13 protein-coding genes, 3 pseudogenes and 1 riboswitch are annotated in these 10428 nt (G+C 67.9%); of the genes and pseudogenes, 11 read left to right on the top strand and 5 right to left on the bottom strand.

Going from position 1 to position 10428, the window contains the following annotated elements; genetic code table 11:
• The first annotated feature begins 174 nt into the window (after positions 1-174).
• The 3 genes from VXC91_RS38315 (at position 175) to VXC91_RS38305 (ending at position 4086) form a co-directional block, all read left to right on the top strand.
• Positions 175-591 (top strand): transposase, encoded by a 417-nt coding sequence (locus VXC91_RS38315; RefSeq protein WP_329511967.1) that lies wholly within the window; start codon positions 175-177, stop codon positions 589-591.
• A gap of 1070 nt (positions 592-1661) precedes the next feature.
• Entirely contained in the window at positions 1662-2120 is a 459-nt protein-coding gene (locus VXC91_RS38310; protein WP_329511965.1) for a hypothetical protein, read from the top strand.
• Positions 2121-2130: 10 nt separating this feature from the next.
• Positions 2131-4086, top strand: coding sequence for a copper resistance CopC/CopD family protein (locus tag VXC91_RS38305; RefSeq protein ID WP_329511964.1), 1956 nt, complete (start codon positions 2131-2133; stop codon positions 4084-4086).
• Between the two features lie 161 nt (positions 4087-4247).
• On the opposite strand, the gene VXC91_RS38300 is transcribed toward VXC91_RS38305, so the two are convergent.
• Positions 4248-4499 carry a transposase gene (locus VXC91_RS38300; RefSeq protein WP_329511968.1) on the bottom strand — a complete coding sequence of 84 codons (252 nt, stop codon included), beginning with the start codon at positions 4497-4499 and terminating at the stop codon, positions 4248-4250.
• A gap of 82 nt (positions 4500-4581) precedes the next feature.
• On the bottom strand, positions 4582-5076 hold the full coding sequence (locus tag VXC91_RS38295; RefSeq protein ID WP_329511963.1) for an inorganic diphosphatase: 495 nt from the start codon (positions 5074-5076) through the stop codon (positions 4582-4584).
• A 30-nt stretch (positions 5077-5106) separates the two neighbouring features.
• Positions 5107-5171: riboswitch (Fluoride riboswitch) on the bottom strand.
• 272 nt (positions 5172-5443) lie between these two features.
• On the opposite strand from VXC91_RS38295, the gene crcB (VXC91_RS38290) reads away from it, so the two are divergent.
• The 4 genes from crcB (VXC91_RS38290) to VXC91_RS38275 all read left to right on the top strand — a co-directional run bounded on the left by crcB (VXC91_RS38290) (position 5444) and on the right by VXC91_RS38275 (position 7078).
• On the top strand, positions 5444-5929 hold the full coding sequence (gene crcB / locus VXC91_RS38290) for a fluoride efflux transporter CrcB (protein WP_329511962.1): 486 nt from the start codon (positions 5444-5446) through the stop codon (positions 5927-5929).
• Positions 5926-6279 (top strand): DUF190 domain-containing protein, encoded by a 354-nt coding sequence (locus VXC91_RS38285; RefSeq protein ID WP_329511961.1) that lies wholly within the window; start codon positions 5926-5928, stop codon positions 6277-6279. Before crcB (VXC91_RS38290) ends, VXC91_RS38285 begins: the two co-directional genes overlap by 4 nt.
• Positions 6276-6650, top strand: a complete 375-nt coding sequence (crcB, locus tag VXC91_RS38280) for a fluoride efflux transporter CrcB (protein WP_329511960.1) — start codon at positions 6276-6278, stop codon at positions 6648-6650. The genes VXC91_RS38285 and crcB (VXC91_RS38280) overlap by 4 nt, the downstream gene beginning before the upstream one ends.
• A gap of 74 nt (positions 6651-6724) precedes the next feature.
• Positions 6725-7078 carry a DUF190 domain-containing protein gene (locus VXC91_RS38275; RefSeq protein ID WP_329511959.1) on the top strand — a complete coding sequence of 118 codons (354 nt, stop codon included), beginning with the start codon at positions 6725-6727 and terminating at the stop codon, positions 7076-7078.
• Positions 7079-7325: 247 nt separating this feature from the next.
• On the opposite strand, the pseudogene VXC91_RS38270 reads toward VXC91_RS38275, so the two are convergent.
• The 3 genes and pseudogenes from VXC91_RS38270 to VXC91_RS38260 all read right to left on the bottom strand — a co-directional run.
• Positions 7326-7790, bottom strand: a pseudogene (locus tag VXC91_RS38270) (transposase family protein); the annotation flags it as partial.
• A gap of 42 nt (positions 7791-7832) precedes the next feature.
• Complete coding sequence (locus tag VXC91_RS38265; RefSeq protein WP_329511958.1) at positions 7833-8324, bottom strand: GNAT family N-acetyltransferase; 492 nt, start codon at positions 8322-8324, stop codon at positions 7833-7835.
• Between the two features lie 250 nt (positions 8325-8574).
• Positions 8575-9042 carry an SRPBCC family protein gene (locus VXC91_RS38260; RefSeq protein WP_329511957.1) on the bottom strand — a complete coding sequence of 156 codons (468 nt, stop codon included), beginning with the start codon at positions 9040-9042 and terminating at the stop codon, positions 8575-8577.
• A gap of 54 nt (positions 9043-9096) precedes the next feature.
• On the opposite strand from VXC91_RS38260, the pseudogene VXC91_RS38255 reads away from it, so the two are divergent.
• The 4 genes and pseudogenes from VXC91_RS38255 to VXC91_RS38245 form a co-directional block, all read left to right on the top strand.
• Positions 9097-9470: pseudogene (locus tag VXC91_RS38255) on the top strand (IS1380 family transposase); the annotation flags it as partial.
• Between the two features lie 54 nt (positions 9471-9524).
• Positions 9525-9962 carry a VOC family protein gene (locus VXC91_RS38250; RefSeq protein WP_329511966.1) on the top strand — a complete coding sequence of 146 codons (438 nt, stop codon included), beginning with the start codon at positions 9525-9527 and terminating at the stop codon, positions 9960-9962.
• Between the two features lie 48 nt (positions 9963-10010).
• Positions 10011-10226: a hypothetical protein gene (locus VXC91_RS47265; protein WP_408057581.1), complete on the top strand. Its 216-nt coding sequence runs from the start codon at positions 10011-10013 to the stop codon at positions 10224-10226.
• Positions 10187-10411: pseudogene (locus VXC91_RS38245) on the top strand (IS5/IS1182 family transposase); the annotation flags it as partial. The gene VXC91_RS47265 and the pseudogene VXC91_RS38245, both read left to right, overlap by 40 nt.
• Between the last annotated feature and the right edge of the window lie 17 nt (positions 10412-10428).

The raw sequence follows: 10428 nt of genomic DNA, 5'->3' as shown, positions 1-10428 counted from the left end.
GTGAGGTCGAGCGGATCTGGAGCCGGCTCGACGACCTCGTGACCGCGGGTCTCTCCCCCGACGAGCGGACCGCAGCCCTGCCCACCCTGGAACTCCTGGAGCAGAACCTCGCACAGGCCACCGCCGGGTAGGCCACGTGTTCGGTCCCCGGGTCCAGGCCCTGCGGCAGATCGTCTGCAGAACTACTACCGCGACGCGGCATGGCGCCTGCGCCGGCGCACCGATGACGACGGCGGGCCGGCGCCCTCGTCCTGGGCGATCGTCTCGCCCTACGACCCGACGGCCCGTTACGCGCGCCGCACGGAGCAGCAGACGCCCGCCTGGCAGGCCCGCTATGCGGTCCGATCCGGAGTGGAGGGCACTGTCGACGAGTGCGTCCATGGACATGGCATGCGCCGCTGCCGCTACCGGGGACAAGCCAAGGCCCACCTGCAACACGTGTTGACCGCCATCGCGGTGAACATCGAACGCCTCAGCGGTCTGCCATCAACTGGCGAAACACCCTCGCCTCGGCCGTCGGCCGCCTTCCAGAAATTCCTGGACGAGCAGGAGATCCCTCGACTGAAGTCCTGGCGGGCCGTCAGCGACTGATCTCGACCACGGCACGATCCCCGACAGAGTCAAGCTGAGCGAGCACCCCGAGGAAGCGGTGTGGCAGGGCGATTTCGACGATTTCATAACTGAGGCCTGGCGCGTGAACGGGGTCGGGAACGCTTTGACGTGAGAGCCATGACACGTCATCACCCTCTCATCTAATGGATGTTGGCGATACGTCCATTAGGTTAGTGTACTGTGGAGGCATGACGATCAAGGCCGCGACCACAAGTGCGACGCCGCTGGAAAGACCTCTGCCGGTCGAGCTGACGAACCACGTCACCCCGGCCTCGGCCGCACCTGCGACGTTCCCGGCAGCGCCATCGGGGCACAGTCAGGCTGCGCACATGTGCCGAGGGCCCAGACGGGACCATGGCAGGATCGCGCACAAGTACCTCGACGTGCCGACCTACTCGGCGGCTTCAGCACCTACGGCGCTGTACACCGCCTTCGTCACCTCGCCTCACGACGCACTACGCCCCTCCGCGACCCAGCCCCCGAGCAACGGCTACGGCATGGACAGCATTGATCAAGGCGAACGGCCGTACGTCGATGGCCCTGCCCACGACCGGATGCGCAGTGCCGATCGCAACGCCACGGACGCTGGCGACACTTTGGCACACACCGCAGGAGTTCTCGTGCTCAAGTCCCGTAAGCCGGTGCCCGACCAGCGCAAGATCCGGCAGCCGGCAACCAGTCTGCCCGACCGGCACGGGGGTGTCCGGAGTCGACCCACGCCGTGGCCCCCTCAGACGCGGATCGCACTTCGGCCGCTGGACCAGACAGCTCCCCCCGGCGTGCGGACGCCTTCACATACGCCAGCGCCGACGTCCCTCATGGTGGTTGTCCAGCCGGTACCGGCCTCGGCATCTTCGGTGCCGGACACCAAGGGGTTCTCGCCGATCGGGTTTGCACCCCAGGCCGCTGGAACACAAGCGGCCCCGACTGCCGGAGTTCGGCGCAGTGGACGCGCGACATCGAGGCAGGAGCTTGCCGAGCAGGCACCTGGGCGGGCGGCGACGTACTGGTCCGGCGCTGGACCGGACACCCATTCCGGGCCTTACACGGTGACGATCACGTTCGCCGAGGTCCGTGAGAGCGGCGCGCCTGCAACGACTGCGCGGGACCGGTTCAAGCGTGTGGAGACCGCGGAAGGGACAACCCGCGGCAGCGGCCGGATATCGGTCACCACGAAGGTGGAAGACATCAACCCGGGGACGTGGCGTGTCACCGCGACACCGGTCGCCCACACACCCGCCGGAAGCAATGGTGCCCGTGAGGCGGGACCTCGGCTGGAACCGGCGCAGGTGACGGCCTCAACCCGCTCGGGGCCACCGGTCCATGGTCCAGGCGTACGCCCCTTCGCCGCCAGTGTGGCGCGCGCCGTTCTCGTGCAGGGCGTGCTCGCCGCCAGGGCACAGCTGGCCACCGGGACGGCCGACTTCGCCTCGCTCGCCGGATCCGTGGTCGGCTCCTTCACCGCGAAGGCCCACTGCATGACCCAACACCGCCGGCATGATGCGTGACGAGCGCGGCATGGCTGTTCTCAAGAGACGGATGGTGGCGCTGGGCGCCCTTTGGGCGGTCGCATTCGGCCTTGGGCTGGGATGGGCCCCCGCTGCCTCCGCGCACGCAAACCTACTGCTCACCACCCCGGCAGTGGGGAGCAGCGTGCCGACCTCCCCGCCCGAGCTGACGTTGATCTTCGACGACCCGGTGATCCGAAGTGGAAAGACAGTGCAGCTCACGGGGCCGACCGGCTCCGCGGTCGACGTGGGAGCGATCTCGCGCAACAACGGCGGGCGCACGCTGACGGCGAAGCTGCCCCATCGACTGAGGCCGGGGGTCTACACAGTGACCTGGCAAGTGGTGGCCGATGACGGCGATGTGATCAACGACAGCTACCGCTTCGCGGTGGGTCCGGTCGCGCGGGGGGCCTTGTCGACGGGCAGCGCGGCTCCGGCCGCGACTGCCGGGAGGTGGCCGACGACGGTACTGCGCTGGGTCCTGTTCGGGACGCTGGCGTTGGTGCTGGGGGAGGCGGCAGCGATACGAATGGCCCGCAGGACCCGGCCCAAGGGTGCGCCGCTGCCCGGCTCGTGGTCCTTGCCGACGGCCGGCCTCGGGCTCGTGGCCGCCCTCGGGCTGGCAGCCTTGGTCATTGGGAACGGCAGTGTGCTGGGAGGACTGTCCCATCCGGCGCTGGGACAAGCGGGCTCGCGTCCGGGTGTATTGGCGCTGGTCGAAGTCGGGGCGTTCGCAACGGCGGTGGGGCTGGCGCTGAGACGGCCGCGCTGGGCGTGGGCGCCACTGACCGCAACCGTGGTCACAGAGGGACTGCGGGCACATCCGCAGACCTACGCGCCAGGCTGGGGCGCACTGGTCACGGTGGTGCATCTGACGGCGGTGGCCCTGTGGTTGGGTGCGCTGGTGTACGTGGTGCGCTGCGCGGTGGCGTGGCGGTCGACACCGGAGGCTAGGCGGTCCGTGGTCAGCGCGTACGCGCGGCGGGCGGCGTGGCTGTTCGCAGCGATGGTGGCAAGCGGCGCGGTCTCGGGCCTGATGGTCATCCCGCTGACGAAGGTGTTCTCCACCGGCTACGGATGGCTGTTGATGGCGAAGCTGGCCGTGGTGGTGGTCGTCGCCGGGGTGGCGATGGCGGCACGGCAGCGGTTGCGCCGAGGTGCGGCTCCCACCCGGCCGATGCGGTGGGAAGCCGGACTGCTGGCGGGCGTGCTGGCTCTGACGGCCGCGCTGACAGCTGCCGCACCACCTCGCTCCACCAACACGGCGCTGGCCATCCCGCCGCCCCCATCGGGTCCCGTGGTGCCGCTGGGGGCCCGGGCCGGATTGCTGGGGATCAGCGTCGCGGCCAGTAGCGGCCAGGCGGTGGTGCAGCTGACCGCGCCAGGAGCCGACGCCCCGGGTGCGGACCCAGGTTATCGACTGTCGCTGACCCTGGCTGATCCGGCGGGGCACGAGCGGGCGCTGACGGTGCGCAGCTGCGGAGTCGGCTGTTTCGTCGCCCCGGTCTCCTGGCAGCCGGGCACCAGTCATCTCACCCTCCAGGCCGGCTCGAAGGAGTGGCGGGGCGGGCAGGCCGCGGTGGCGGTCCCCTGGCCCGCCCACAACAACCCTCAAGCGCTGGTCCGTGCTGTCGAGACCTTGAAGCACGTGGGGCGTTTCACCCTGTATGAGCGTGTGACCAGCGACCCAGGCCTCGGGAAGGGGACAGCGCGCACCTTTGCCCTGACCGGGCAGGAATTCCTGGAAAGAGCGGAAGACCCATATCGCACCGGGCGGGCCGCCGTGGTCGACCACGTGCCGGGTGAGAACGGAACCAGCACGCTGCTACTGGGATATCCGGGCCAGAAGATTCAGGTCGAGATGACACTGGACGCCGAGGGACGGATCACGCGGCAGACAGTGACAACTCCGACCACCTTCGTCACCCGTACCTTCGTCTACCCCGAGGAGCCCAAGGAGGAATGACGCCCAATTCATGATGCGATGAAAGGAGCGGACCTCGCGTTCCTGCCGGGTGCGCAGGATGCGCGGCTCAGGCGAAGTCCCGAGTTCTTGTCGGCGACGGGTGAACCGTGGTTCTGGACCACTTCCAGTGCCGGAGCCACGTAGGATCACCACGACCGCGATCATGAACGGCCTCGCCCCGCGAGGAGGACCCTGCGGAGCAGGTCGAAGTCGGCCCGGCCGAACATCTGCCGCTTCAACATCTTGTTGTTGTGGCCTTCGACGGCGCCGGAGCTGTAGCGCAGGCTGAGCCCAGCCACCACGGCCTCGATGTCCTGGCCGAGGCCGTTGACGAAGCCGTGCAGGACGGGCAGGTCGTCAGCCTGGACGCGCTCGATCCACTGGCCAAGGTCCCGGCCCTGGCGGTTGTTCATCAACTCGGCGAAGCGCGTTTGACCGCGATTGCGTCTGGCGAAGGGCGACCCCGGCCGGGTGGCCGGGATCGCCCTGCGGCGTTCATTCCAGGCAGCCGGTGAGCTGCAGGTAGCAGTGGCGGGCTGCGGAGAGCAGTTCATCGGCCTCCCGGACCGGCCCGTATCCGGCGACCTGATAGCTGCTGCCTGGGGTGAGCCGGGCGAGAGCCGCGGCCCACACGTCGGGCTGCGCGTGCCACCGGGGAAGGTCGCAGGTGTCCACGAGGTCGGTGAAACAGGGGGCCTCGCTCACACAGAGCACCTCACTTACGATGCGGCCTTCCGTCGAGAGGCGGAGTACTGCGACTGGCCAGGCCGGAAGGTCATCACCAGGTAGTGCCGGTTCACGCATCAGCACCAGTGCTTCAAGGGGGCGGCCGTCGTCACCAAGCGTGTCCACGATGTGACCGTGCCCCACCGGCCACCCATCGGCTCCATGCGCCTCCGGCTGGACGTCGGAGAACAACGCGGCGGATTCGTCGTCGCGTCGGATCGTGCTCGCGACGGTCGCGTCGACTGTGATGGCGATCTTGGACATCGGTACCACCTCCGTGTCCCCAGGGTCCCGGTTCACGCAGAGGCCATCAGCACCATCGGGGTGCGGTTGCGGTGAGCCCCATCGCTGTACACGTCCATTGTCAGTGCCCCGCGCCGAAGCGGTCACCTCAACGGGGCCCGCCCTGTGGTCCAATCCTCTCTTCCGCAGGATTCGGGGTCGTAAGGATGCCGGGTCCTGTCGAGAGCGCCCCCGGTACGTCACGCTACTCTTGTGTCTGAAGCGGCCTGGCGGCCGCACGGCGGTGGGGCCCGCCGTACCCAACCGCGGCAATGTCGCCGCCAACGGTCCCTGCTTGCAACGGAGTGCGTCCTGGGCATGCCCGGCGCTGTGCGAGTAGGAGACCTGCATGGGAGAGGCCCGATCCCAGGTGATCAACGAACCCACCGATCCAGACATCGATCTGCATATGCCCGCGCAACGGCCTGACCTGCGGCGCGGGCAATGGCCGATCATCGCAGCCGTAGCCGTCGGCGGCGCCATCGGTGCCTGCGCCCGCTACGGGGCGGCTCTGCTGTGGCCGACCGCGCCGGGCGCATTTCCCTGGACCACGTTCTGGGTGAACGTGATCGGCTGCGGCATCATCGGTGTCTTCATGGTGATCATCACCGACGTGTGGGCGGCTCACCGGCTCGCCAGGCCCTTCTTCGGCACCGGCGTCCTGGGCGGCTTCACCACCTTCTCCACCTATGCCGTGGAAATCCAGCGCCTGGTCGACGAGCACCGCGCCCCCACCGGGCTGCTCTATCTCGCCGCCACCATGCTGGCGGCACTCGCGGCCGTGTGGACCACGGCGAACCTGACCCGCCGCGTGATCGAGTGGAGGCAGTCATGACGCGGCTGACTGGAACCGCCCTGCGGGTGACGATCTTCATCGGCGAAAACGACACCTGGCATCACAAGCCCCTCTTCTCAGAGATCGTGCACCGCGCGCACGCCGCCGGCCTCGCCGGTGCGAGCGTTTTCCGCGGAATCGAAGGATTCGGCGCCTCCTCCTTGGTCCACACCACCCGGCTTCTGTCGATGAGCGAGGACCTGCCCGTCGCGATCATCATCGTCGACACCGAAGACCGTGTGCGCGCCTTCCTGCCCGAGCTGGACGAACTGGTCGGCGAGGGCTTGGTGATCCTCGACGACTGCGAGGTCATCCGCTACGTCGGCCGCGACAAGAAGGAGAGTGCGTGAACTGGCTGCTGGTCATCGCAGGCGCCCTCGTCGCAGCACCGATGCGGTACCTGACCGACCGAACCGTGCAGTCGAGGCACGACACCGTCTTCCCCTGGGGCACCTTCACCGTCAACGTGGTCGGCTGTTTCATCCTCGGGCTGATCACCGGGGCGGTCCTTGCCGGCGGTATCTCCTCAAACGTCCAGCTTTTGATCGGCACAGGCTTGTGCGGGGCACTGACCACGTACTCCACCCTGTCCTATGAGACGCTGCGGCTCGCCGAGGAAGGCGCGCGCTTCTTCGCCGCGGCGAACGCCGTTGCCAGCATCGTGGCCGGTCTTGGCGCAGCCTTCACGGGGGCCGCACTCGCCCAGTCGATCTGGGCCTGACCGCCGCGCACCCCCTCCCCGGCGCCCTTGTCCGCCAGTACCGTGACTGGCGTCACATCAGCAGGGGGTGCGCGATGGCGTTCGACGAGACCTCGGCTCGGCTCACCATCTACCTGTCAGCCAGTGCCGTCTGGCATCACAAGCCCGCCTATGTCGAGATCGTGCACCGCGCTCGCATGCAAAGACTGGCCGGGGCGAGCGTCTTCCACGGCGTCGAGGGGTACGGCACCCACCTGATGATCCATCAGGACAAGCCGTCCCGCCTCCGTACGCATGGCCCGTGCGCCGTGGTCGTCGTAGATGCCGAGGATCGACTGCGCGCCTTCCTCGACACCCTGGAGGACATCCTGCGCGTCAACGGGATCGCCGTCCTTGACCGAGTGAGGATCCGAATGCCTGCACTGCCGTCCGGCCAGGAAACTCCGTGAGGCAGCCGCGGCCGGACAAGGGCTGACCGGTGCTCGAGATCTGGCATCTTCCGCCAGTCGCTGTCAGCCAGTTCCTCCCACACTTCCCTTCGGCCGCGTAGCCGCATGCCGCGCACCAGACCTGCCGGCAGCCGGACGTGCGCGAAGACGTCGGCTCGCAAAGCGCATTGCAGGGCCAGAAGCCGGGCGGTGGGTGAGGTGACCCTAAACTAAAGGCTGTCCCGTAAGTGATCTTTGAGTGAATGAGGTCGCGGTTGCCTGGCAGTGGCCGGCCGACCACGACGACCAGGCGGGAGTCTGCGTCGGCCACGACCTGGTGGGCCGTGGAGTAGCGGTAGTTCTTCGACTGCTCGGCGATGCTCCGGTCACGGGTGGGCACCAGGGTGCCGTCCACGATGAGTACGGCGTCCTTACCGAACCGCTTGCGCGGTCGCAGCGCGAGCTTCGGACCGGGATGGTCGATGATCCGGTCGGCCGCGGACTTGGAGACTCCGAACAGCGGGGCGAGCTGGCGCAGCGTCAAGTTCGTGCGCCAGTACGCCGTGACCAACAGGATACGGACTTCCAGGGACAGGCTCCACGGCCGCCCGCGCTGCGGCTCGTCCGCGGTTTCGCGTCGCACCGCGGTCACCAACTTGCCGAAGCAGCGCGGGCTCAACCCCGTGAACGGGACTATCCAGGACGGCTCTGACGCCGTGATCACACCAGCCACATCAAGATCATCTCAATGGGTCGGCCCGATCCGTCGGTCTCGCTACCCGAGGGCCTTGGCGTACCAGTGATCCGCCCTGCCGTGGCCTTCATACGGCGTGGTCTCCGCGTATCCGTACCGCGTGTACATGGCCCGCGCCTCGGTGAGCTGGGTGTTGGTTTCGCACACAATCCGAGTAGCGCCCAGCCTCCTGGCGGCCTCCTCGACGGCGAGCAGCAGACCCCGGCCCAGTCCCGCTCCCCGCCCTGCGGGGCACACATACATCCGCTTGAGTTCCGCCGTCTTCCGGTTGCCGCCAAGCAGCCTCAGCCCCGCGCAGCCCAGGAGCTCGCCTCTGTCGCTGCGCGCGACAAGAAACTCGCCGCTGGGCGGGCTGAGGTCATGGTGCGGGTCTTTGGCAAGCACCGTTCGAAGCTCGGCCTCCGTAGCTGAGCGTCCCAGCACCCGCCGACCCATTTCCGTGAAGTACTGACGCATCACCTCGTCCACAGCCGCGCCCCTGATGGGCTCGGGCTTGATAGTCCAGGAAGGCATGCAGGTCATGGTCCCGGACCCACCGCAAGCCGTCCACCGTTCTGTCGCCAGGCGCAGCCGACTACAGGCCTCGCAGGTTAGCTCGCCCTACCACCAGCCCAGCGCCCTGCTGCCGCGCCTTGGCCGGGTCCTCCGGTTGGCCCACACGAGATAACTGGCAGACGAAGGCTCAACGAGAAGGCGCGCCCGGCGAGCAGTTCGACGGTTCTCGCGACGAAGTGGGCGGGCCCGGATCGCGGCCCGAACTGAGTCAGTCGGCCGCTTCGACGTACGACGCCAGATTGGCCAGCGAGGATGCGATCCCGGCCTCGTGGATCGCCTGGTCGATGCCAGGTGGCACGTCCGTGGCAGTGACGGTCACCTCGGTTCCATCACCGACGGCAGCGAGGTGCCAGGTCATCGTCATGGTGCCCGCGTACGAGGGGTCGTCGGCCTCGAACACCGCCCTCTGCACCACGCGCTCCGGTGGCACCAGCTCTGCAAACCCGACGTCGACGACATCCGTCGCATCTGAAGACTTGCCGGGGCTGTCGACGGGGTCGAGGTAGGTAAGGACCATCCGGAACCCGCCACCAGGCCGGGAATCCCACCGCTCGACCCGCCCGCGCATGCCGTCCGGCGGCAGCCAGATCTCGAGGGACTCCCGGTCGAGGAGAGCGTCGTAGACGGTGTCCGGTGGCGCCGCGATAACCCGGCTGGCGCGGTCGGTTCTGCTCATCGCCTGAGTCTAGCCTCGCGCTTTCACGAGGCGGGCTGTCCGACTGGTGGTCACATCGGGTCCTACCCGCGTGTCCGCGTCGAGGGCGGCGGTCGCGGAGTGGTTTCGCAAGCCGGTGCGGTACTGCTGGTCGAGACGGTCCGCAAGACAAGGTCCTCCTGGACGTCGCCCTGACGGTCGCGCTCGGCGGTGACTGCCTCGCAGATGTCGCGATGCTGCGGTGCGAGCCGGCCGTCTTCGGCCCGGTCGCCTCCGACCCGACGGTCTCCCGCCTGATCGACGTCCTTACCGCCTCCGGCGAGAAGGCCCTGCAGGCCATCCGGTCCGCACGGTCCGAGGTGCGTAACCGGGTATGGTCGCCGGCAGGCAAACACGCTCCGGACGCCGGTGGACAGGTCACGGTCGACCTCGACGGTGCCCTGGTACTCGGCTGCGTCCTTGCCGGAAGCACCCGATCGGCCCGGCTCGGTAACATGCAACGCATGGCCATCAAACTTGAGAACGTCGGCATCGCCGTTCGCGACCTCGAAGCAACGATCGCCTTTTTTACCGACCTCGGCCTCACGGTCGTCGGCCGTGACACGGTCAGTGGTGAGTGGACCGACACCGCCGTCGGCCTTGATGGCAATCACGCCAACATTGCGATGCTCCAGACACCAGACGGTCACGGTCGCCTTGAACTCTTCGAGTACATCCACCCCGAAGCGATCGAGTCGAAGCCCACTCGTCCCAACGAGATTGGCATGCATCGCGTCGCCTTCTCAGTCGACGACATCGACAAAGCCCTTGAGACAGCCGCAAAGCACGGATGCCGTCCGCTTCGCGGTGTGGCGACTTATGAGGACGTCTACAAGCTCACGTACGTCCGCGGTCCCAGTGGCATCCTTGTGATGCTCGCCGAGGAGCTGAAGAAGAACTGACGGCTGATCGGGTCAAATAGCCTCGCGCCTTCACGAGGCGGGCTGGTCATGCTCAACGTCGTCGGTTCCTACGAGGGCAGGACCTACTCGGTGGGTGGCCTCGACCACACAGTCGGGGGCAGAACGCTCAAGAGCGGCTACGTCTACGACCCGGTCTCCTGGCGCCGGGGCACTCGGCGCAGGTGCGGGTCACCGCCGACGCCAGGATTCTCGCGGCCCCGGGCGGCTACGCGGCGCCGATCCAGGCTGGCAAGCGCTGGGTGATCGAGCGCACGCACTCCTGGATGAACGACTTCGGCAAGCTCCACCGCTGCACCGACAAGCGAGGCATCGTCGTCGACTTCTACCTGTACCTCGCCGCCGCCATTGTCACGCTCCACATGCTCATCCGGCGGGCGACACCTCAGTACCGCTGGGACGGCCGCCCGACCACCAGACGTCTCAAGTGATCCCTACTGCCGGAGAC

The sequence above is a fragment of the Streptomyces chiangmaiensis genome, assembly GCF_036281785.1.
Taxonomy (GTDB): domain Bacteria; phylum Actinomycetota; class Actinomycetes; order Streptomycetales; family Streptomycetaceae; genus Streptomyces; species Streptomyces chiangmaiensis.
The sequence above is the reverse complement of the archived record's forward strand: the minus strand, read 5'-3'. Positions and strand labels throughout refer to the sequence as shown.

Bases quoted from the DNA above. Each gene is read 5' to 3' on its own strand.
- VXC91_RS38305 (WP_329511964.1), top strand. From the start codon at position 2,131: ATGGCTGTTCTCAAGAGACGGATGGTGGCGCTGGGCGCCCTTTGGGCG.
- VXC91_RS38275 (WP_329511959.1), top strand. From the start codon at position 6,725: ATGGCGTTCGACGAGACCTCGGCTCGGCTCACCATCTACCTGTCAGCC.
- VXC91_RS38300 (WP_329511968.1), bottom strand. From the start codon at position 4,499: ATGAACAACCGCCAGGGCCGGGACCTTGGCCAGTGGATCGAGCGCGTC.
- crcB (WP_329511962.1), top strand. From the start codon at position 5,444: ATGGGAGAGGCCCGATCCCAGGTGATCAACGAACCCACCGATCCAGAC.
- VXC91_RS38295 (WP_329511963.1), bottom strand. From the start codon at position 5,076: ATGTCCAAGATCGCCATCACAGTCGACGCGACCGTCGCGAGCACGATC.
- VXC91_RS38260 (WP_329511957.1), bottom strand. From the start codon at position 9,042: ATGAGCAGAACCGACCGCGCCAGCCGGGTTATCGCGGCGCCACCGGAC.
- VXC91_RS47265 (WP_408057581.1), top strand. From the start codon at position 10,011: ATGCTCAACGTCGTCGGTTCCTACGAGGGCAGGACCTACTCGGTGGGT.
- VXC91_RS38250 (WP_329511966.1), top strand. From the start codon at position 9,525: ATGGCCATCAAACTTGAGAACGTCGGCATCGCCGTTCGCGACCTCGAA.
- VXC91_RS38285 (WP_329511961.1), top strand. From the start codon at position 5,926: ATGACGCGGCTGACTGGAACCGCCCTGCGGGTGACGATCTTCATCGGC.
- VXC91_RS38265 (WP_329511958.1), bottom strand. From the start codon at position 8,324: ATGCCTTCCTGGACTATCAAGCCCGAGCCCATCAGGGGCGCGGCTGTG.